The organism is Massilia violaceinigra, from assembly GCF_002752675.1.
Lineage (GTDB): Bacteria > Pseudomonadota > Gammaproteobacteria > Burkholderiales > Burkholderiaceae_D > Telluria_A > Telluria_A violaceinigra.
In genome coordinates this window covers 6,260,405-6,280,584 of sequence record NZ_CP024608.1, presented here as the reverse complement: position 1 = coordinate 6,280,584, position 20,180 = coordinate 6,260,405, and the positions used below count along the sequence as shown (strand labels likewise).

Sequence of the window (20,180 nt, the reverse complement as noted above, 5' to 3'; positions counted from 1 at the left end):
GCGCCCCTGGCTCAGGCGCTGCCCGCCTTGTCGCGTACGTCGCGCAGGTCGAAAAAGTCGGTATGGCCGAATCCCTTCGTGTAGTCGAGCAGGCCGACCACCAGCGGCGTGATGCGCACGAACAGCATGCCCGGCCACGGCAGCGCGGCCGTATCGGCCACCACGTTGGCGAATGCCGGGAATCTGGCGAGCAGGGCGGCAGCGGCGCGCTGCGCCTCCACCGGTTCGTGAATCATCTCGGCCACGGCATCGATCGACAAGCCCCGGATCTCGTTCCAGCTGCGATAGGGCGCGTTGACCGTCAGCGCCACGCGCGGATGGGTGCGCAGGTTGTGCGCCTTCTGGCTGTCGAGCGCAATGGCGACGTACAGCACCAGCCCATCGGCGGCGAAGCTCACCGTGGAGGCGTGCGGCGACCCATCGTCGCGGATCGAGGCCAGGGTCAGGTCGGTCGCGGCGGCAAGGATCTTGCCGGCCAGTTCTTGCGCTCCGGGGGGAAGTGATGTCATGGAATGTCCTTTCGGTGAGTCGGGAAGACCGTGCTGTCGCGCCGGCGCGCGGGGCGCCGGCTGGTGCAGGGCGGGCACGGGCGCGTCACCGGGTTGCGACCTCCGGGTGCCTGTCCGAGCCTAGCACAATGCGCGGCGGCGCCATGCACCGTACAGCGGCGCTTGCCATTGTTGTTTTTATGGCATATGAATAAGGCAACTTAATAAACCTGCGCGGAAACCCAGAAACGTCCATACTGCGTCACGCCCAGTCGTAAATGTGCACACTACCAATACTTACTCGGCCTTCGATGGAAACCAGCGACGCGATGCGGCAAAAAATGATCGATGAGGTGCTTGCCGCGCCGCCAGGCGGCGATGCCGTGGCGCGCGAGGCTGCGCTGCGCGCCTGGGAGCGGCTGGCGAACCACCTCAGCCCCTTGATCGGCGAAACCGCGCTGTGCGCGATGTACGCCCGCGCCCGGCATGTGACGTTTCCCGACATGCATCCGAGCCCGGCCATGCACGAGTTGCGCTCGACCGCCCACCTGCTCGATCAACTCGCCACGCAGCTGGCATCGATGGCGCCCCAGGCGGGTGCCGATTTCAACCGGGCGATGCTCCAGAGTTTTACCAGGCTGCTGTCGGGCCTGATAGGCGAGGCCCTCACGGTCCGTCTGATGAATACAGCATGGACCGAGCGGTCCGGCGGAAAGAGTACATGAATCTGAAAGTGCAGCTGGGCCTCCAGCCGACCGGCGTGCCCGGGCTCGACACCCTGCTGGGCGGGGGGCTGAGCGAGTTTTCCTTCAACGTCATCGCCGGCGCGCCGGGGAGCGGCAAAACCACGCTCGCCCATCAGATGATGTTCGCGCTGGCCGGCCCGCACAAAAAAGCCCTGTTCTTCACCGTGCTTGGCGAACCGCCCCTGAAAATGCTGCGCTACCAGCAGCAGTACGACTTTTTCGATATCGACAAGATCGACGACAGCATCCGCTATGTGAACCTGGCCGACGACCTGCGCGCCGGCGACTTCAGCGGCGTGCTCGAACGCATCACGCGCGAAGTCGAAGCGTTTTCGCCCGGCCTGGTGTTCGTCGATTCGTTCCGCTCGGTGGTGCAGATGGCGAAAAACGGCAATGAGGGTGTCAGCGACCTTCAGTATTTCATCCAGGAACTTGGCACCCGCATGACCAGCTGGCAGGCGACCACGTTTCTGATCGGCGAATACGCCAACGCCGAGATCGAAGCCAATCCGATCATGACGGTGGCCGATGGCATGCTTTCGCTGAGCAACGACATCGCCGGCAACTCGTCGGTGCGCAAGATCCGCGTGGTCAAGATGCGTGGCCAGGCGCACTTGCTGGGCGCGCACACCTTCCGCATCGACGCTCGCGGGCTGAAAGTCTATCCGCGCATGCTGCCGCCGCTGGCCGCCACGCCGGCCCAGGCCAGCGCAGGGGAACGGGTCGCCATGGGGAATGCGGAACTCGACGCCCTGCTGGGCGGCGGCTTGCCGCGCGGACACGCGGCGATGGTGGTCGGTCCCTCCGGCTCGGGCAAGACCATCCTCGGCACGGCGTTCCTGGCGCACGGCGCGCGCCAGGGCGAACGCGGCGTGATCGCCTGCTTCGAGAAGGGGGCGGCGCATTTGCGCAACGCCGAACTCGATACCCTGATCCGCAACGGCGACGTGACCCTGGTCCAGAGCCGCTCGCTCGACCTGTCGGTCGAGGAAGTGCTGGACGACCTCATCGCCGCGGTCGAACGCAGCGGCGCCACGCGCGTGGTGATCGATTCGCTGTCCGAGGTCGGCCTGTATCTGGCGCCCGAGTTCCAGAGTGACTACCGGTCCTCTGTGTTCCGCATCCTGGCCGGCCTGGCGCGCCTGGGCGTGACGGTGGTGGTGACGATGGGTCTGGACGACCGCTTCACCGAGCTGCGCTTCAGCCAGGCCGACACCGCGTTCCTGGCCGATGCCATCGTCGCCATGCGTTATGTGGAGCTGGACGGTACCCTGGCCAAGGTGATGACGGTAGTCAAGGTGCGCGGCAGCGCCCACAGCACCGACCTGCGCCGCTACACCATCGACGCCGGCGGCTTGCGCATCGAGCCCGGCGCGCTGCCGTACAAGGGTTCCTTGTCGGGATGTGCCGTGGCAATCATGCCACCCGGATAGGGGGACAGATGGCGATTCATGACAGTACCGAAGGATCGCCGACATTGCTGCCAACCATTGAGGCGGCGCTGCACGGCGATTGCGCCGACCCGGCGACCCTGCGCGCGATGCTGGCGCAACTGAGCGGCGAGATGGCCAGCCTGCGCGCCGCTGTGCTGGTCCAGACCGCCTTGGGCGATGAACTGCGCGAAGCGAACGGCAGCCTGGTGCTGGCCACGCTCGAGGCGCGCACCCTGCGCGACGCGGCCGAGGGAGCGCACCGGCGCCAGAATGAATTCCTGGCCATGCTGGCGCACGAGTTGCGCAATCCGCTGGCGCCCATCAGCCTGGCCAACGCCATGCTGGTGCGGCTGCCCGAACCATCCATCGAACTGCTGAACCTGCATGCGATCATCCAGCGCCAGGTGCTGCACCTGACCCGCCTGCTGGACGACTTGCTCGACGCGGCGCGCATCAGCAGCGGCAAGATTTCGCTGCTGCGCAGCCCGACGCCGCTGGTCGACTTGCTGCGCCGTTCCGTGCAGACGGTCCAGGTCAGGCTGCTGGAACGGCACCAGCAGGTGCAGCTGGACTTGCCGGAACAACTGATCGTCGATGGCGACGCGGTGCGCCTGGCGCAAGTGTTTTCCAACCTGCTGGTCAACGCCTCCAAGTACACGGGCGACCATGGCCTGATCCGGGTGGCAGCGCGCGCCCACGACGGTGTTGCGGTGGTCACCGTCAGCGACAATGGCGCCGGCATGGACGCCGACGTGCTGGCCAGCGTATTCGACTTGTTTACCCAGGGGCCGCGCGCGCTGGCACGGGCCGAGGGCGGGCTCGGGGTCGGCCTGAACGTGGTGCGCAACATCGTCGAGCTGCATGGCGGCACGGTGGTCGGCAGCAGCGATGGCCTGGGACTGGGCAGCGTGTTTACCGTGACGTTGCCGCTGGCGGCCGAGGACGGTGTCGTGGCCGTGCTGCCGGGCCCCAGCCCGATGCCGGCCAGCCGCCGCATCCTGCTGGTGGAAGATAATCCGGACGCCAACGACACGCTCACCCGCCTGCTGCTGGGCGAGGGCCACCTGGTGACCTCGGCCTACGATGGCGTGGCCGGGCTGGCGCTGGCGCGCGCGAGCGCCTTCGACGTGCTCATCTGCGACATCGGCTTGCCCGGGCTGGACGGCTACCAGCTGATCACGCAACTGCGCAAGACCTCGGGCGCGCACATTCCCTTCGCCATCGCCATTTCCGGCTATGGCCAGGTGGAAGACCGCATGCGCGCCATCGCGGCCGGCTTCGGCCAGTATCTGGTCAAGCCGCTCGACGCCGACGCCTTGCTGGCGCTGGTGTCATCAAGCGCCGTCTCCCGCTTCATCGCCGCCGCCGCGCGGCCGCGCTAGGCCAGGGCGGCGCGCAACTACCACAGCGGCTTCGCCGCTACCTTGATGAGCCGGGTTTTGCGCTCATAGTTTTTTGCTCAAGGTGTCATCATGTTCTCTCCTCCTTCCGCATGGCAGCGCCATCTGGCGCTGACCGGCTTCGGTTTCGCGCTGCTGACCTTGTACACGGCCGGGGCGCTGGCGCTGGCCAGCCCGACCCGGTCGATCGATCCGGCCATGATCTTCGGCCCGGCCGCGCTGCTCACGATGCTGTGCCTGTGGCTGTGCCGCCGGCCCAGCCGCGTCCTTCCGCCCGTGCTCAAGCCTGGGCCCGACAGCGGCCGCGCGCTGGTGCAGCGCCTGATCAAGTCGGAAGCGCTGCAGGACGCCATTTTCAACAGCGCCAATTTTTCCAGCATCGCCACCGATGCCCAGGGCGTGATCCAGATTTTCAATGTCGGCGCCGAGCGCATGCTCGGTTACGCGGCGGCCGACGTGGTCGATCTGATCACCCCGGCCGCGTTTTCCGATCCGCAGGAAGTGATCGCGCGCGCCGCCGCCCTCAGCGCCGAGCTCGACACCCCGATCGCGCCCGGCTTCGAGGCCCTGGTGTTCAAGGCCTCGCGCGGCATCGAAGACATTTACGAGCTGACCTACATCTGCAAGAACGGCAACCGCCAGCCGGCGGTGGTGTCGGTGACCGCCCTGCGCGACGCCGGCGGCGCCATCATCGGCTATTTGCTGATCGGTACCGACAATACGGCGCGCAAGAATGCCGAGCAGGCCCTGGTGCGGGCGGGCGCCCTGCAGGCCGCCATTTTTAACAGTGCCAATTTTTCCAGCATCGCCACCGATGCGCGCGGCGTGATCCAGATTTTCAATGTCGGTGCCGAAAAGATGCTCGGCTACGCCGCCGCCGACGTGGTCGACCGCATCACCCCGGCCGATATTTCCGAGCCGGACGAAGTGGTGGCGCGTGCCGCCAGCCTCAGCGACGAACTCGACACCCCGATCGCCCCCGGTTTCGAGGCGCTGGTGTTCAAGGCCTCGCGTGGGATCGAGGATATTTACGAACTGACCTACATCCGCAAGGATGGCAGCCGCTTCCCGGCCGTGGTGTCGGTGACGGCCCTGCGCGACGCCGACGGCGCCATCATCGGCTATCTGCTGATCGGCACCGACAATACCGCGCGCAAGCGGGTCGAAGCCGAACAGGCGCTGCTCGACCAGAGCCTGCGCGACCAGCAGTTCTACACCCGTTCGCTGATCGAATCGAATATCGATGCCCTGATGACCACCGATCCGCACGGCATCATCAGCGATGTGAACCATCAAATGGAAAAATTGACTGGCTGCACCCGCGACGAGCTGATCGGCGCGCCGTTCAAGAACTATTTCACCGATCCGGGACGCGCCGAGGCCGGCATCAAGCGGGTGCTGGCGGCCGGCAAGGTCACTAACTACGAACTGACCGCGCGCGCCCGCGACGGCAAGGAAACGGTGGTATCGTACAACGCCACCACCTTCCACGACCGCGACCGCAAGCTGCGCGGCGTGTTCGCCGCCGCGCGCGACGTCACCGAGCGCCAGCATTTCGAGCAAGCCATGCAGGCCAACAATGTCGAACTGGAAGCGGCCAGGGCCGCCGCCGAAAAAGCCAACCAGGCCAAATCCGATTTCCTGTCGAGCATGAGCCACGAACTGCGCACCCCGCTCAACGGCGTGCTCGGGTTTGCCCAGCTGATGGCCTCGGACGATCCGGCACCCTCGGTCAAGCAGCAGCGCTCGATCAACCAGATCCTCAAGGGTGGCTGGTATCTGCTGCGCTTGATCAATGAAATCCTCGACCTGGCCCAGATCGAGTCGGGCAAGGTATCGATTTCGACCGAGCCGATGTCGCTCACCGACGTACTCGACGATTGCTACGAGCTGGTCGGGCCGCAAGCGGCCGCGCGCGGCATCTTCCTGCTGTTCCCCACGCCCGGCACGCCGTTCTACATCAACGCCGACCGGGTGCGCGTCAAGCAGGTGCTGATCAATCTGCTGTCGAACGCGATCAAGTACAACAGCGCCGAGGGCTCGGTCCATGTGGACTGTTCCTCGCGCGCCGGCGGCATGGTGAGGGTTGCCGTGACCGATACCGGCGCCGGGCTGGGCCGCGAACAGATGGCGCAACTGTTCCAGCCGTTTAATCGCCTGGGGCAGGAAAGCGGGGCGGAAGAGGGCACCGGCATCGGCCTGGTCGTGACCAAGCAGCTGGTCGAGCTGATGGGCGGCACCATCGGGGTCGAGAGCGATCCCGGGCGCGGCTCGCGCTTTTGGGTCGAGTTCGCCGCCTGCGCCGCGCCCGCGGCCATGCCGCCGCTGTCGGCGTCCGACGCCGCCGCGCTGGCGCGCGCCCGCCCGGCGCCCGGCGTGGCGCTGCGCACCCTGCTGTATGTGGAAGACAATCCCGCCAACCTGCTGCTGGTCGAGCAGCTGATGGATCGCCGTCCCGACCTGAAACTGCTCACCGCCATCGACGCCCATCTGGGCATTGCCCTGGCGCGCGCCTACCAGCCCTCGGTGATCCTGATGGACATCAACCTGCCCAATCTGAGCGGCTTCGGCGCCCTGCGCATGTTGCGCGGCTACCCCGAGACCGCGCATATTCCGGTGCTGGCCCTGTCGGCCAATGCCATGCCGCGCGATATCGCGCGCGGCATGGATGCCGGATTTTTCCGCTATCTGACCAAACCCATCCAGATCGCCGAATTCATGGAGGCGCTCGACCTGGCCCTTGCGCACGCGCAGCAGCACGGCCACGACCCGCTGCCAGCGGTCCACTGACGGCGCGCCGGGTTCACGCCGCGCCGGCTTGCAGCAGCTGCGCGAAACGCTCTTCGGTGGTGGCCGGCGAGAACAGGAAACCCTGCGCGTAGTCGCAGCCGGCTTGCCTGAGCCAGTCGCGCTGGCCGACCGTCTCGACGCCTTCGGCAATCACTTTCAGGCCCAGCCTGTGGGCCATCGCGATGATGGTTTCGGCGAAGATCTGGCTGTTGGGGTTGGTGGTGAGCATGTCCTTGACGAAGGATTGGTCGATTTTCAGGAAGTCGACCTTGAACTTGTTCAGGTAGGCCATCGACGAGTAACCGATGCCGAAGTCGTCGATCGTGAACTGGACCCCGGCCCGCTGCAGCCGGGCCAGCTTGTCGCGCACGCCGGGCGAGTCGTCCAGCAAGACGCCCTCGGTGATTTCGACCGCGATACGCGCGCCGACGCGGTCGAGCAGGGCCATGTCCTCGTCCCAGGTATGCCCGATCAGGCGGCTCATGAAGCCGGCCGGCGACTTGTTCACGCTGATCTGGAAGGGCGCGCCCGTCAGTTCGCCCAGGCGCATCGCGCAGGGGACCGCCTGCGACAGTACCCAGGCATCGATCTCGCCGATCAGCCCGGTTTCCTCGGCCACCCCGATGAACTGCTGCGGCAGCACCAGAGTGCCGTCCGGCCGGCGCCAGCGCACCAGCGCCTCGGCCTTGACGATCGCGTTGCTGGCCAGGTCCACGATCGGCTGGTAATGCACCTGCAGCTCGCAGCGCGCCAGCGCCTGGCGCAGCTCGTCGATCACCCGCAGCCGGGCCCAGGCCGAGTCGCGGATGTCGGGCGTGAAGTAGCTGAAGCGGTTGCGCCCGGCGTGCTTGGCCACGAACATGGCCTGGTCGGCATTGCGCAGCAGGTCCTCGCTCTGGTGCGCATCCTGCGGACAGACGGTGATGCCGATGCTGCCCGACACGCGCACCTCCTTGCCCGCGATGGAGAAGGGGCGCGCCAGCTCGGCCAGGATCTGGCACACCAGCACCTCGACAAACGCGATCCGGCTCACTTCATTGAGAATGACGGTAAATTCGTCGCCGCCGATGCGCGCCACCGTGTCGGTCGCGCGCACGCACGCCTGCAGGCGCTGCGCGCACTGTTGCAGCAGCAGGTCGCCGGTATCGTGGCCGAAGCGGTCGTTGACTTCCTTGAAGCCGTCGAGGTCGATGAAGAGCAGGGCCAGCGCGAATTCGGTGCGGGCCGCGCGCCGCACGTCGTGCTCGAGCCGTTCGCGGAACAGGATGCGGTTGGGCAGGCCGGTCAGGCTGTCGTAATAGGCGTTGCGCAGGATTTGCGCTTCCGACGCCTTGAGTTCGGAAATGTTGCGCGCCGTGCCGGTGAGCGCATCGACCGTCCCATCCTGGTTGATGACCGGCATCAGGATGTAGCGGTAGGTGTGCGTTGTGCCGTCGGCCAGGATGCACTCCAGTTCGCCGCGGCCGGTCGCGCGCGTCTCGGCCACGGCGTGCAGGTCGCGCCCGAGCTGGGCCGCGTAGCCGGGGCAGAAATCGGCCAGCCGATGCTCGCTCGCGGGCGTGCCGAGCAGCCGGGCCAGCGCCTGGTTGGCATACAGGATATTGCCGTCGACATCGACGATGTATTGCAGGTCGGGAGTGGACGAGAGCAGGGTGTCGAAGCGATGCGTGACTTCATCTTTTTCGATGAAATACGCTTGCAGCGACTCGCTCAGGGCCTGGTCGATGGATTCGTTGAAACGGATCAGGTCGTCGTTGGCCAGTTCAGCCGCGGCATGATCGGCATCGGCCCACAGGCGCATGACGCTGGCGCGCAGCGCGCGGAACTCGGCAACGGTGTCGTTGGCGCTGAAGCCGTCGTTCATGCGGCCGGTGCCGTGCAGCTCGGCCTGGGTGTCGGCTTGATGGAGCTTGGCGTGGCCGCGTGCCTTGTCGGCCTGCTCGGACGCGGACTGGGGCTGGTCGAGATCGTCGGCGATGGCCGCCAGGATGCCGGCGGCGTGGTCGCGCAGGCGCTCCGCCGGCATGTGGCGCGCCGCCGGAATGGTGCGTGCAAACTCGTCCCAATGCTGCAGGATGGCCGGCAGGTTGGTGCGAATGAAACGTGCAATGCGCGCTTCGGGCTTGTGTAGTGGCTCGTTCATGGCTTCTCATACGATCGCGGAAACAGTTTGGACAAGCATGCCGCGCATAAGTTCTGCAAACAGGGTAACTATTTCCGCCGGGATTGCGGCCTCCTGCCATTGACGGGATCGTGGGACGCCGCGGGCCAGCGGCGTTATGGTCGGAGTCGTACTGTTCCCATCGCTGGCCACGCCGCGCAGCGCGACAACCACGTGAGGAGGATCGCGAGCATGAATACGTCAGACTGGTTTGAAGGCATCGACCGCCTGCGTCAGCGGCAAGGAAATGCCATGGACCGCCTCGGCCTCGGGGCGCGCGTGACGCCGTCGCACGTCGTCGCCAGCGCCCCCGGGCTGCGCCTGCGCTGTTATGGCGCGGGCACGGCGCACTGTCCGCCGTTGCTGATCGTGCCGGCGCCGATCAAGCGCTGGTACATCTGGGACCTCTCGCCCGAGCGCAGCGTGGTGCGCAAGGCGCTCGCGCAAGGGTTCGGCGTGTACGTGATCGAGTGGAGCGCGCCGCCGCGCACCGGCGGCACGCTCGGGCTGGCAGATTATTCGGGACCGATGATCGATGCCTGCGTCGACGCCATCGCCCGGATCAGCGCGTGCCGCCGGGTATTCCTGTGCGGCCACTCGCTGGGCGGCATCCTTGCCGCGCTGTACAGTGCCTGGCGGCCGGAACGCGTGGCCGCGCTGGCCCTGTTCGAGGCGCCCGTCAACTTCAATTCGACCGCGCCGGTCGTGCGGCGCATCGCCGGGACGGCGTTGCTGGCCAGCGTGCCGCGCGACCGGTCGCGCCGGATTCCGGGTTCGGTCCTGAGCGCCATCTTCGCCAACGCCGCGCCGGGCGCCTTCTATGCCGGTCCCGGTATCGACTTCCTGGCCAGCGCTGTCTCTCCCAACCATCTGGCGACCCATCTGCGCGTGCAGCGCTGGGCGCTCGATGAATTGCCCATGCCGCGCCTCTTGTTCGACGAGGCGGTCGCGCTGCTGTTCGCTCAAAACAGTTTCATGCGTGGAGAACTGGTGCTCGGCGGGGTCAGGCTGGCCCCGCACCAGGTCACGGCCCCCCTGTTGACGCTCTACCGCCCGTTCAGTTCACTCGCGCCGCCCGATACCGTGCTCGGCTTCCATGGCGCCGCCGGCAGCGCGCACAAGGTGCTGCTGCCGTACCTGGGTGATGTCGGGGTGGCGCTGCAGCACGTTGGTCCGCTGGTGGGCGACAGCGCGCATCTGGTCGTGTGGCCGCGCGTGCTGGACTGGCTTGCACAGCTTTCGCCGGTCCCGCGCCTGGTCCACTAGCGCCGGCCCATTGACGGATTCGTCAGGCGTTCGGGCGGCGCGGCGCTGTCGCCGGGCTCGGACCCGTTCGTGTGCCCCTATACCCATTTCAAGGAGGACACCATGCAACCCTTGTTCAGGCGCACCATGTGCGCTGTTCTCACGGCCGCGCTGGCCTGGCATGTGCCGGCCGCGCCCGCGCAGCCGGACGCGCGCGCCGTGTCCGCGCCCCGTGCGCAGCCGGGCGCGGATCCGGCGCATCTGGCTCAGCTTAGCTCGCTAGGGCTGGCGCTGCATGTGCGCCAGTGGAGCGAGGCGGCGCTGCGCGCCAATGCGCTCGACCACACCCCGCCGCCGCCCGGTTCCATGCGCGCGTACCGTGAGCAATTTGGGCCGGCGCGCAGTGCGCGGGCGCTGGCGATCTTCCATCTGGCCCTGTACGAAGCCCTCAACGCCATCGGACGCGCCTATCCGAGCTACACCGGCATGCATCCGGCGCCGGCCGCCAGCGCGCCCGACGCCGCGCTGGCGCGTGCCGCGCGCGATACCCTGGCGGCACTGTACCCGGCGCAAGCGGCGACCTTCGAGCATGCTTACGAGCGCGGCATGGCCCGGGTGCAGGCGGGGCGCGCGCGCGACAACGGCGCCGAGACGGGCCGGCGTGCGGCCGCCGCCGTGCTGGCGCTGCACCCGTCGCGTACGGCCACCTACGAAGACCGCAGCGTCGGCGTCGACTTTTTTCCGAGCAATGCGCCCGGCAAATGGCGGCCCGACCCGGTCAGCCGCGACCCGCTGGCGCTGGGCGCCGTATGGCAGCCGGTGCGCCCATTCGTGCTGCCCGCGGCCCTCGCTTTCCGGCCCGGCCCGCCGCCGCCGCTCACCAGCAGCGCCTACGCCGCCGCGTTCGAGGAAGTCAGGCAGCTCGGCGGCGATGGCGTGACCACGCCCACCCGGCGCACCCCGGCGCAAACCGTGGCCGGCATTTTCTGGTCGTACGACGGCTCGCCCCGGATCGGCACGGCTCCGCGCCTGTACAACCAGATCGCGCTCGAGATCGGCGAGCGGCGCGCCCTGGGCGGCATGCGGATGGCGCGCATGCTGGCCCTGGTCAACGTGGCGCTGGCCGATACCTGCCTGACGGTGTGGGGCACCAAGTACACCGAGCAATTCTGGCGTCCGGTGACCGGCATCCGCGAAGCGTCGGCCGGCAGCGGCCCGAGCGGCCTGGGCCACGGCAATCCGGCCACCAGGGGCGATCCGCAATGGACGCCGCTGGGCGCGCCGGCGAGCAACACCTCGGCCCCGGATTTCACGCCGCCGTTTCCCGCCTACCCGTCCGGCCACGCCAGCTTGGGCAGCGCGCTGTTCCAGACCCTGCGCCGCTTTTACGGCACCGACGCGATCGCCTTCAGTTTCATGTCCGATGAATTCAATGGCATCACGCGCGACAATAGCGGCCAGGTGCGCCCGCGCCTGGTGCGCAGCTTCGCCAACCTGAGCCAGGCCGAAGAAGAAAACGGCCAGAGCCGCATTTACCTGGGCGTGCACTGGCAGTTCGACAATCGCGCCGGATCGGCGGTGGGGCGGCGCGTGGCCGACTACGTGTACGACCAGGGCTTGCTGCCCCCTTCGTCCCGAGCCGGCATGCCGAACAGCCCATGAGCGGCCAGACGCGCTGTCGCCACTCATGGCTGGCGCGCCTGCCTCATGCTCAGCAGGGCTTCAAGGCGCCGGTCGTCGCGCAGGAAGAGGGCATGGTCGGCGTGCCCTCCGGCCAGCGAGCGCCAGCCAAGATAGAGCCCGTAAGCGCGTTCGCGCCGGTAGCGTGATTCCGCGCCGCTCTGGCGGCGCGACTCGGCCATGAACTGCGCGATCTGGTTCGCGCAGTGGGCCGTGAGAACCGCGTAAGAATATTGATGTTGCATGGCAATCTGGCGGGTCATGATGGTTCCACGGCTCCCTGGCTGGCGACATGACTCCTGCCCCCTCGTTGCGCTGCAAGCGGAACTCCTACACGGCCATGCTCCCTGATTGGACAGAGCGCCCCGCCAGAGGTTCCGCCATCGTGCGCGCCGTGCTGTCATGAAGGGGCAATCGTGCGCACTGCCGGCCGACGTTCCATTACGATGAGAAATGACTTCAAAAATTGCCAACGACGAGCGCATCAATTTCAGCGACCGGCTCAAAACCGCGCTGCTGGCGGCAGGCGTGCCGACCGCACCCGCAGCGTTCGTGTACGCGTTTAACTTGCGTGCCGATGGCTCTGCGGTGACGGTGCACGCGGCGCGCAAATGGCTCAACGGTGAAGCCATTCCCACCCAGGAAAAGGTGCTGATCCTGGCCAATTGGCTCAGAGTGCATGCCGCCTGGCTGCGCTACGGCGAAGCCGAAAACGCCGACATGGTCATTTCCGTTATCCCGGAAGTGCTGTTGTCGACCGCCAATCTGGCCCTGATCAAGGATATCGTTTCCTTGCCGGCTTCCACGCAGCACATCCTGCGCGAGATCGTCGACTCCTTTTTGCGCAACCACCGCAGCGGACACCTGCGTTCCGACAAAAAAGGGGTGCATCAGTAGACGGGGGGCCGGCTGGGGTTAATGCCTGGCTTGGCGGCAACGGCCTGCATGAAGGGCGCCATCCCGACCGTGCTGGCCTGGCCGCCGTTCAGTGCCACCGCATCGGCCAGCGACAGGGTCGAGCAAGCGTTCGCGGTGCCGGTTTCCGGGATGTCGCGCGCGCCCACGGCGCCGATCATGTGCGCCATGAACTGCGCCGTGACGCGCGTGATGTTGAGCATGCGGCGCCCGCGCTCGTCGGTGGCGAATGGCGACGTGGCGGATATGTGTTCTCAGGTACTAAGGGTGAATGTTGTCCGGCGTTGTGCAAGCTGGTGTCGTTGGACATGAGTACGTTGGCGATCATGAATTGGCTGACGCGTGGGGCGGCCAGAGTGATCAGTTCGAGTGTGAGTGCGATGGCAGACGGGAAGGCGAAGGATTGCCGCCAGCCGTCCAGCGTGCCTATCAGCGCCTTGACCGACACCTCGCGCCGCTCGTCGGCCGGAGTGAAATCTATAGCACGCTCAAGCTGAAGGGCGTTGCCCGTGAATTCCCGGCTCACCTCGGCGTAGGACAGGTGGCGCACACCGAGCGCTCGGTCGTGAGTCACCGCTGCCTTCCCGGTGGCCCGACTGAGGACGACGAAGTGGTTCAGATTCCAGTGCACGATAGCGGGGGTCTTGAGTTGTGGCAGTTCCTCCAGCGTGAGGGGGGCGCATGGGAGAGGTGCAGCCGCCGGGCATACTCCGCCAGGTTCACCATGCTGGTGCCGTTGAGGGAGATGGGGAAGCGTCCGCGCAGGGTGGACAGGTCGGTACGATACCCAAGGCAGGATGCGGCCAGGGCCAGACAGGCAAGCCCGCACTCGACTGCTTCTGTTTGGAGTATCGGCGGCAACCGCGTGCTCGGAAACAGGGGCGGTGCGACTACAGCATGTAGACCCGGATCAGGACCTTGATACACGCCCGCATGCGTACGTACGGTGCATGCAAACGCCTGTGGTCAAGGGCTCTGTGCGGTGCGCAAAGAAGTGTGCGCAAATCAGCCCGGCATGATCCGCGCGAGGGAGGCGCTTTCGTCGATCCGCTTCTGCTGGTCGAAGCTGCCGCGCAAGACATGATGTACAGCTTATGTGACAAAGTATGACAACGAAAGTAGACGGCGCCATCGACGCGCCGAAGAAGAAAGTGGGGCGAAGCTCAAACTGCAAGGCGGGCAGCGCAAGCAAGTCGTCCTGGACGTGCACTGGCAGTTCGACAAGCGCGCCGGATCGGCGGTGGGGCGCCGCGTGGCCGACTACGTGTCCGGGCATGGGCTGGTCGCGCCCGACGATCAGCGTTCGCGCCAGCCGGCCCAGTAGCGCGCCATGTCCGCCTCGCGGCTGGCCAAAAATTCCCCCTTGCCGACGGTCACGAGACTGGTGGAAAAACCCGGTTCGGCCGCGACGGCCTGCATGAAGGGCGCCATCTCCGCCGCGTGCGAGGTGGCGTTGTCGACGATCAGCATGCCGTGCGGGCGCAGCACGCGCCGGATGTCGGGCCACCAGCCGACATATTCGGTGCGCTCGGAATCGAGGAACAGCACATCGCAGCTGCTGTCGCCCGAGCGCGCCAGCAGCTGGCCGGCATCGCCCTCGACCTGATCGATGTAGCGGCCCAGGCCGGATGCCGCGAAATTCTCGCGCGCCATGCGCAGCTTCGCCGGCGCCATCTCGACCGTGGTGACCTTGCCGCCGTTCGGTGCCACGGCATCGGCCAGCCACAGGGTCGAGTAACCGTTCGAGGTGCCGATTTCCAGGATGTCGCGCGCGCCCATGACGCCGATGACGTGCGCCAGGAACTGCCCGGTGCCGCGCGTGATGTTGAGCATGCGGCGCCCGCGCTCGTCGTTGGCGGCGTCGTTTTCCTCGCCGAAGCGTTCGATGTCGCTTAGCAGCTTGTGCAGAGTGGCATTCACGGTGCGGTTCCTGTCCGGTTGCTGAGTGGATGGAAATTATCGCATCTCAGCCATCCACGCGCAGGTGCGGGGCGCGGTCGGTATAGCTTGGCGTGACCGTCACGCCATCGACCGTGATGGTGCTAAACCTGCCGTTAAGGCTGACCGCGCTCATCATCCTCAGCACCGTGCCGCCGCTCACATACACGAGGTGGCCGAATCGTTCGTGCAGCGTTCCGGACCGATGGGCAATCTGATGTGTGCTTGACCGCCGAGGAACCCAGCCAATTGCCCGACCATGAGTTTATTAATCAAGGTCCTACGCGAAGTTGACGAAGTTGGCGTGGTGATGGGAAAGGGCAGGATGGTAATTGACTACCGGAAGCCGTAGGGCGGGATGAGCAGCTAAACGCAAAGGGCCGGGAGAACCCAGCCCTTTTCGTTTTGGAAGCAACAATCAACTGTCGGGCACCTCGAATAACCCGTGATTTCGCGGTTGCCTGCGAACGGGGGTGTTTGAATGTGGCCCGCATTGCGCGAGCGACGTTGTTTCCCGACCTCTTTTTCAGGCTACGTTGCTCAAATTCGGCGGCCCGAACGGACCTCGGGCGTTAGAACGCCTCGATACCTGCCTCCTTCAAGTAGACGAGGCGCTGCAAGTTGTAGGCAGCGACCTTCCAGTTCAGGTGCAGCGTGGCGCGCGCCAGGCCAATGGAGCGCAACGCCTTGCCGCCCATCTGGGCCATGCCCGCGAACACGTGTTCGACGCGTGCGCGTGTCTTGGCGATGCGATGGTTGCGGCGCTGCTGGGCATCGGAAATCGGCTTGTCCTTGCTACCTTTGCGCTGGATGTGCATGCGCCAGCCCTGCTTGTTCAACCGCGCTTCGCGCTCGCCGTCGACGTAACCCTTGTCGGCCAGGATGTTGCGATTCGTGTTGGAGGGATCGAGCACCTCCTCGAAATGCGTGGTGTCATGTTCGCTGGCCGTGCTGACCTTGATCTTGCGCACCAGCTTGTAGCGTTTGTCGGCGTTGACCGAGACCTTATAGCCGAAGTAGGACTTGCCGTGTTTCTTCGTCCAGCGCGCTTGCGTATCCTTCTGACGCCGCTTGGCCGGCTTCCAGCCGGCCGGTATCGCGCCTTGCATGACCAGGGTTTTCTCTTCCTTGTTCAGCGACTGTTTCGGCGCCTGCACAATGCTCGCGTCGATCATCTGCCCGCCGCGCGCAATGTAGCCGTGCTGGGACAGTTGGCGATTGACCGCATCGAATACGCTCTCGCTGGCGCCGGCCTGGATCAAGCGCTCCTTGAAAGTCCAGATCGTCGTCCGATCCGGGATCTGACTACTCGCGCGCAAGCCGGCAAAGCGCTGGAAGCTCAAGCGATCGAGCAGCTGGAATTTCATCTGCTCATCGCTCAAGTTGAACAGCTGTTGGATCAACAGTACGCGCACCATCAATTCGGTGGGGAAAGGCGGACGGCCGCCGCGCTCGCGGCTAGGGCGTGGTGCCGCAAGGTCGACCTCGGCAGCCAGGGCGGCGAAGTCGACATGCCGCTCCATCACCACCAGTGCATCGCCGAGCTTGTTCAGCTTGGCTTCGCGCTCTTGGTCAGCAAACAGACTGGTCTTGATCATGAAAAATTACGTCAGAGTCGAGGCACCGATATCATGCCAGATTCACGAGGGTTTTTCGAGGTGCCCTGTAGATATCCCGCACGGTCAACGTTTTTTGCGCTTCCCGAATGGGCCCACGCTTGCACAATTGCATGAGCTCGTCGATTATGCGTGCGGCCTTGCCGAAGGCTTCTTCCGGATGCTTTTTTAAACTGTAGCGATAGCGTTTGTAACTGAAAGGCATTTCGTGCCGGTAGCGCATTGCAGTTCCTTCGCTGATGGCAGGAAATCCAATGGTGCGATGCTGCGCAACAGGCTGTTGGCACTACTGCCCTAGGCTTGGGCCATTGCGCGTAACGTCTCTTGCTGTTCGGCTGTCCACTTGCGCTTGCGACCTGTATGACGCCCTTCATGCATGCCTATTTGGCCTTGCTTGTTCCAGCGGTGCCGCCATGCCTCGACACTGTTGAGATGAGCATGGAATTTTGTCCGCGGCTTGTTGCAATGTCAGCCCTTGGCTCAACCGCACTATCGCTTGTGCTCTTTCCGGGCACGTGGATGCGGATGAAACACGCCCATTTCTAGAAATTTCCGTTGCTCAACTTCCGTCAGTATTGGTAATTACATTACATCAACTCTTGCGTCGGCCTCTTTTAAACTTTGACAGCAAAAATTAACGAACTACTTAGCCTTTATTTTATAGCGATGCATTTTTAGCTGGTGGGGCCGGATTGTTCTCTGGAAGCGGGTTGTCGTACACAATTGTTCCATCTTGCAGGGCGACAAGGCGGCGCGCGCTCGCAATCGTTTCCGCCCGGTGTGCGACGATGATCCTTGTCATGTTCAACGTGCTGATTGCCTTGTTAACCATACTCTCCCGTACCACGTCGAGAGCACTTGTCGCCTCGTCCATCACCAAGATCTTTGGACGTTTATACAAAGCTCTTGCCAAAAGCACGCGCTGCTTCTGGCCGCCGGACAGGCTGCTTCCCATATCTGCAACGAGCGTTTCGTAGCCCATTCGCATAGCATCAATGTCCGCATCCACCTGTGCAAGGCGCGCACAGCGTTTGATGTCTTCCATTTCGTAACGTTCGTCGTAGAAGCAGATGTTTTCCTTGAGCGAGCCGGCCAACAACACATCATCCTGCATCACGGCCGCAAGGGCGCGGCGGTAGGCGCGAACGCCAAGCTGGGAGATCGGCATTCCTCCGTAGCGAATCTCCCCGTGCGTTGGTTTCAGATTTCCCAGCATCAGCTTTACGAGCGTTGTCTTGCCGCAGCCGGAAGGTCCGACGATCGCCACGGAGTCACCTGGCTCGATGGTAAGGTTGATATTGCGAAGCACCCATGGGTCGGTGTCGCTGTAGCGGAAGCTGACCTGGGTCAATTCCAGCTTAGGTACTATCTGGTCCACGTCGTGCGAACTCTCTACCTCAGATTCCCCCTGCTCAAGCACAATATCTGCCAGCCGTTCGCAATGCAATGAGAGCATTTTGAAATCGATGAACACGTTGATCAGGGCCATCATGCGCGTAGTGAACATCGCGCTATAGACGGTTACCGCTATCAGCATGCCGACCGTAAATGACCCATCCATGACCAGTCCGGCGCCGAGCCATAACACCATTGCAGCCGAAAGTGCGCCAATCGTCATGTTGATATTACTGAACCATAGCCCCATTGACTGCGTACGGGCGCTGCGATTCATCGTATCGGTTTTCATCGCCAACCAACGTGCGCGCCGGTCGAGTTCACGCCCGAACAGTTTGATTGGGCCCATTGCCCGTATTGTTTCCATCAGACAGGTTTGCTCCCTGGCCGCGAGCGTCATGCCTTCCAGACTCGCGTCCCGCAGGGGGCGATACGACACCCCACGAACAAGAGCGTAGAGGAGGACGGTGGCGGCCGCCACGCCCGCCAGCAGAGCACTATAAAATATCATCATTACCATCGTCAGGATCGCCATGATGCCATCGAGGACTGCGGCCACAGCACGCGTGGTCAACAGGTCCTGGATCGGGCCGACCGAACCGAAGCGCGACATGACATCACCGAGCTGACGTTTCTCGAACCAGTGCATGGGGAGACGGACCATTTGGCCGAATACATCGCTGACCCATTGAAGGTTTAAGTGTGTGGTCAGGTAAAGAATCGTAATTCCGCGCATCTGTGACAGAGCCCATTGTGCGAGCACCAGTAGAAGAAGCCCAAGCATAAGCACATTACGCAAGCTCTTGTCGTTGGACATTAGTACGTTGTCGATCATGAACTGGTTGATCCGTGGAGCGGCCAACATCAGGAGTTCGAGTCCTAGCCCGGATATTTCATGAGTCTGCCAATCTGAGGGCCGGGGTGCGCCGAACATGGCTGCGGCATGTTGATTGCTCGCTTCCTGGTGTCGGTTCTGCCGCGCGGCCTGATTGCAGACGTAACTCCCCCTACCCCCGTTGCTTTATAGCGTGCCGGGGACAGCACTTGGCGGGCTTATGGTGCCAGCGCGCGGGCGGCAGTGAGGAAGACGTGCTTGAGTGGATGTTGGGATGCGAGCATGACGCGCACGCGCCGCGTGTTGCGCACGACGGCCGCGCCGATCTTGAGCAGTTTGATGCGGATCGTCGCCGTGCAGGCGCGTGCCAGTTCCGTGCCAACCAAAGCCAGGCGGCGCAAATTGATCATCAGGGTATAGGCGAACGCTGCCAGTAGCAGCCGCAGTTGGTTGGCCTGGAATTTATGGCAGCTCGCACGGCGTCCGAACAAATCGAGCTGCGCCTCCTTGATACGGTTCTCTGCTTCGCCACGGGCGCAATACACGCGTTCGTACAGTGCCTTGGGACCCCCAGTCAGGTTGGTGACGATGAAACGCGGGTTGGCGCCGCGCGCATCGTGTTCCAGCCGCGCGATGACGCGCCGTTGCCGATCCCACGTCCCCGCCGCATAAGTGAATTCTCCAATCATGCGCTGCTTGGAACCGGCCTTCTGATACATCTCGGCCAGTGCCAGTTCGGCCAACTCTACTCGTTGCAGCAACGCTGAGTTCTTTTGCAAGCCGACGATATAGTGCAGCCCCCATTTCTCGAAGCGGCGCAGAGCTTGATGACGGCAGAACCCGGAATCGCCGCGCACGATGATGCGGATGCGTGGCCAAGCCTGGCGCAAGCGCCGGGAGATCAATTTGATTAATGCGCTGAGGATACCGGCCGGATCGCGGCTGCTGGGCCGCAAGACGCAGGCGAGGATATCCTGGCCACAAAAGACGTACAGCGGCAAGTAACAGTAATTGTCGTAGTAGCGGTGGAAGTGGGACTTCTCTTGCTCTCCATGCAGCGGCATGTGGGTGGCATCGATGTCGAGCACCAGTTCCTTGGGCCGCTTAGCTTTGCTGGCGATGAACTGATCGAGCAGAACGCCATGCAGGGCGGCCGCCTGCGCGCGCGTGGAGGACGTTTCAAGCCGGCTCAGCGTCGGCGCCGAGGCCAAGTCATCGGCCCGGCCCACTGCCGTTTGCATGGCCAAGTCGCGGCGCAGCACATTGTGGTCACAGACGTCCTCCCAGCCACAGCACAGGCCGTACACGCGCTGCGCGAGCAAGTCGCGCATGCTGTGCGAAACGCTGGCACGACGGCGTCGATCCTCGAATACGCGCGCAATCGCTTTGCTTAAGCCGATGCGCTGATCCACTTGGCGCAGCAGCAGAACCCCGCCGTCGCTGACGATGTCGCCGCCGTCGAATGACGCCTCAACGACGCGCCGTCCAACCCTCCCCAACTTGATCGGTTCATTGGTACAATTTGGCATCGGCGGTCC

The 20,180-nt window shown here is 64.5% G+C and carries 19 protein-coding genes; 8 read left to right on the top strand and 11 right to left on the bottom strand.

All coding sequences use genetic code 11. The annotated features are described in order from the left end of the window. Positions 1–11: 11 nt before the first annotated feature. Positions 12–509 (bottom strand): pyridoxamine 5'-phosphate oxidase family protein, encoded by a 498-nt coding sequence (locus CR152_RS26935; protein WP_099880155.1) that lies wholly within the window; start codon positions 507–509, stop codon positions 12–14. A gap of 290 nt (positions 510–799) precedes the next feature. Here CR152_RS26935 and CR152_RS26930 point away from each other — a divergent pair, with 290 nt between their 5' ends. From CR152_RS26930 to CR152_RS26915, 4 genes are all read left to right on the top strand, one after another. Then, positions 800–1,213: a hypothetical protein gene (locus tag CR152_RS26930; protein WP_157778761.1), complete on the top strand. Its 414-nt coding sequence runs from the start codon at positions 800–802 to the stop codon at positions 1,211–1,213. After that, entirely contained in the window at positions 1,210–2,667 is a 1,458-nt protein-coding gene (locus CR152_RS26925; protein WP_099880151.1) for an ATPase domain-containing protein, read from the top strand. Before CR152_RS26930 ends, CR152_RS26925 begins: the two co-directional genes overlap by 4 nt. A gap of 44 nt (positions 2,668–2,711) precedes the next feature. Further along, complete coding sequence (locus CR152_RS26920; RefSeq protein ID WP_229413637.1) at positions 2,712–4,049, top strand: hybrid sensor histidine kinase/response regulator; 1,338 nt, start codon at positions 2,712–2,714, stop codon at positions 4,047–4,049. A gap of 90 nt (positions 4,050–4,139) precedes the next feature. After that, positions 4,140–6,857 (top strand): hybrid sensor histidine kinase/response regulator, encoded by a 2,718-nt coding sequence (locus tag CR152_RS26915; protein WP_229413628.1) that lies wholly within the window; start codon positions 4,140–4,142, stop codon positions 6,855–6,857. 13 nt (positions 6,858–6,870) lie between these two features. Here the strand turns inward: CR152_RS26915 and CR152_RS26910 are convergent, their stop codons facing one another. Further along, positions 6,871–9,000, bottom strand: coding sequence for a putative bifunctional diguanylate cyclase/phosphodiesterase (locus CR152_RS26910; protein WP_099880149.1), 2,130 nt, complete (start codon positions 8,998–9,000; stop codon positions 6,871–6,873). A gap of 210 nt (positions 9,001–9,210) precedes the next feature. On the opposite strand from CR152_RS26910, the gene CR152_RS26905 reads away from it, so the two are divergent. Both CR152_RS26905 and CR152_RS26900 read left to right on the top strand, forming a co-directional pair. Next, positions 9,211–10,284 (top strand): alpha/beta fold hydrolase, encoded by a 1,074-nt coding sequence (locus CR152_RS26905; RefSeq protein WP_099880147.1) that lies wholly within the window; start codon positions 9,211–9,213, stop codon positions 10,282–10,284. 102 nt (positions 10,285–10,386) lie between these two features. Beyond that, positions 10,387–11,925: a vanadium-dependent haloperoxidase gene (locus CR152_RS26900; RefSeq protein ID WP_099880146.1), complete on the top strand. Its 1,539-nt coding sequence runs from the start codon at positions 10,387–10,389 to the stop codon at positions 11,923–11,925. Positions 11,926–11,948: 23 nt separating this feature from the next. On the opposite strand, the gene CR152_RS26895 is transcribed toward CR152_RS26900, so the two are convergent. After that, the gene (locus tag CR152_RS26895) at positions 11,949–12,206 is read right to left on the bottom strand and encodes a hypothetical protein (RefSeq protein ID WP_099880144.1); all 258 of its coding nucleotides are present in this window, start codon (positions 12,204–12,206) and stop codon (positions 11,949–11,951) included. Positions 12,207–12,396: 190 nt separating this feature from the next. On the opposite strand from CR152_RS26895, the gene CR152_RS26890 reads away from it, so the two are divergent. Beyond that, positions 12,397–12,840, top strand: a complete 444-nt coding sequence (locus tag CR152_RS26890; protein WP_099880142.1) for a hypothetical protein — start codon at positions 12,397–12,399, stop codon at positions 12,838–12,840. Here CR152_RS26890 and CR152_RS26885 read toward each other — a convergent pair. The 3 genes from CR152_RS26885 to CR152_RS35105 are packed head-to-tail and all read right to left on the bottom strand — an operon-like array spanning position 12,834 to position 13,785. Continuing rightward, the gene (locus tag CR152_RS26885) at positions 12,834–13,061 is read right to left on the bottom strand and encodes an O-methyltransferase (protein WP_099880140.1); all 228 of its coding nucleotides are present in this window, start codon (positions 13,059–13,061) and stop codon (positions 12,834–12,836) included. The two genes, CR152_RS26890 and CR152_RS26885, sit on opposite strands and share 7 nt — an antisense overlap. After that, the gene (locus tag CR152_RS35110) at positions 13,016–13,516 is read right to left on the bottom strand and encodes a cysteine peptidase family C39 domain-containing protein (RefSeq protein WP_370663867.1); all 501 of its coding nucleotides are present in this window, start codon (positions 13,514–13,516) and stop codon (positions 13,016–13,018) included. Before CR152_RS35110 ends, CR152_RS26885 begins: the two co-directional genes overlap by 46 nt. Beyond that, on the bottom strand, positions 13,474–13,785 hold the full coding sequence (locus tag CR152_RS35105) for a cysteine peptidase family C39 domain-containing protein (RefSeq protein WP_099880138.1): 312 nt from the start codon (positions 13,783–13,785) through the stop codon (positions 13,474–13,476). The genes CR152_RS35110 and CR152_RS35105 overlap by 43 nt, the downstream gene beginning before the upstream one ends. Positions 13,786–13,954: 169 nt before the next feature. On the opposite strand from CR152_RS35105, the gene CR152_RS26870 reads away from it, so the two are divergent. Continuing rightward, positions 13,955–14,182: a hypothetical protein gene (locus CR152_RS26870; RefSeq protein ID WP_099880136.1), complete on the top strand. Its 228-nt coding sequence runs from the start codon at positions 13,955–13,957 to the stop codon at positions 14,180–14,182. On the opposite strand, the gene CR152_RS26865 is transcribed toward CR152_RS26870, so the two are convergent. The 5 genes from CR152_RS26865 to CR152_RS26845 form a co-directional block, all read right to left on the bottom strand. Continuing rightward, positions 14,155–14,778, bottom strand: a complete 624-nt coding sequence (locus tag CR152_RS26865; RefSeq protein WP_099880134.1) for an O-methyltransferase — start codon at positions 14,776–14,778, stop codon at positions 14,155–14,157. The genes CR152_RS26870 and CR152_RS26865 overlap by 28 nt on opposite strands. Positions 14,779–15,368: 590 nt before the next feature. Further along, positions 15,369–16,394, bottom strand: coding sequence for an IS5 family transposase (locus tag CR152_RS26860; RefSeq protein WP_099880132.1), 1,026 nt, complete (start codon positions 16,392–16,394; stop codon positions 15,369–15,371). Positions 16,395–16,425: 31 nt separating this feature from the next. Further along, on the bottom strand, positions 16,426–16,635 hold the full coding sequence (locus tag CR152_RS26855; protein WP_099880130.1) for a hypothetical protein: 210 nt from the start codon (positions 16,633–16,635) through the stop codon (positions 16,426–16,428). Between the two features lie 435 nt (positions 16,636–17,070). Beyond that, entirely contained in the window at positions 17,071–18,672 is a 1,602-nt protein-coding gene (locus CR152_RS26850; RefSeq protein WP_267876262.1) for a peptidase domain-containing ABC transporter, read from the bottom strand. A 188-nt stretch (positions 18,673–18,860) separates the two neighbouring features. Next, a complete protein-coding gene (locus tag CR152_RS26845; protein WP_099875410.1) occupies positions 18,861–20,171 on the bottom strand; it encodes an IS1380 family transposase in 1,311 nt (436 codons plus the stop codon). Positions 20,172–20,180 lie beyond the last annotated feature (9 nt).

What these genes read in the sequence shown, in the direction of transcription:
- CR152_RS26935 (WP_099880155.1), bottom strand. Translation starts at nt 509, where the DNA reads ATGACATCACTTCCCCCCGGAGCGCAAGAACTGGCCGGCAAGATCCTT.
- CR152_RS26930 (WP_157778761.1), top strand. Translation starts at nt 800, where the DNA reads ATGGAAACCAGCGACGCGATGCGGCAAAAAATGATCGATGAGGTGCTT.
- CR152_RS26925 (WP_099880151.1), top strand. Translation starts at nt 1,210, where the DNA reads ATGAATCTGAAAGTGCAGCTGGGCCTCCAGCCGACCGGCGTGCCCGGG.
- CR152_RS26915 (WP_229413628.1), top strand. Translation starts at nt 4,140, where the DNA reads ATGTTCTCTCCTCCTTCCGCATGGCAGCGCCATCTGGCGCTGACCGGC.
- CR152_RS26910 (WP_099880149.1), bottom strand. Translation starts at nt 9,000, where the DNA reads ATGAACGAGCCACTACACAAGCCCGAAGCGCGCATTGCACGTTTCATT.
- CR152_RS26905 (WP_099880147.1), top strand. Translation starts at nt 9,211, where the DNA reads ATGAATACGTCAGACTGGTTTGAAGGCATCGACCGCCTGCGTCAGCGG.
- CR152_RS26900 (WP_099880146.1), top strand. Translation starts at nt 10,387, where the DNA reads ATGCAACCCTTGTTCAGGCGCACCATGTGCGCTGTTCTCACGGCCGCG.
- CR152_RS26895 (WP_099880144.1), bottom strand. Translation starts at nt 12,206, where the DNA reads ATGACCCGCCAGATTGCCATGCAACATCAATATTCTTACGCGGTTCTC.
- CR152_RS26890 (WP_099880142.1), top strand. Translation starts at nt 12,397, where the DNA reads ATGACTTCAAAAATTGCCAACGACGAGCGCATCAATTTCAGCGACCGG.
- CR152_RS26885 (WP_099880140.1), bottom strand. Translation starts at nt 13,061, where the DNA reads ATGCTCAACATCACGCGCGTCACGGCGCAGTTCATGGCGCACATGATC.
- CR152_RS26860 (WP_099880132.1), bottom strand. Translation starts at nt 16,394, where the DNA reads ATGATCAAGACCAGTCTGTTTGCTGACCAAGAGCGCGAAGCCAAGCTG.
- CR152_RS26855 (WP_099880130.1), bottom strand. Translation starts at nt 16,635, where the DNA reads ATGCGCTACCGGCACGAAATGCCTTTCAGTTACAAACGCTATCGCTAC.
- CR152_RS26850 (WP_267876262.1), bottom strand. Translation starts at nt 18,672, where the DNA reads ATGTTGGCCGCTCCACGGATCAACCAGTTCATGATCGACAACGTACTA.
- CR152_RS26845 (WP_099875410.1), bottom strand. Translation starts at nt 20,171, where the DNA reads ATGCCAAATTGTACCAATGAACCGATCAAGTTGGGGAGGGTTGGACGG.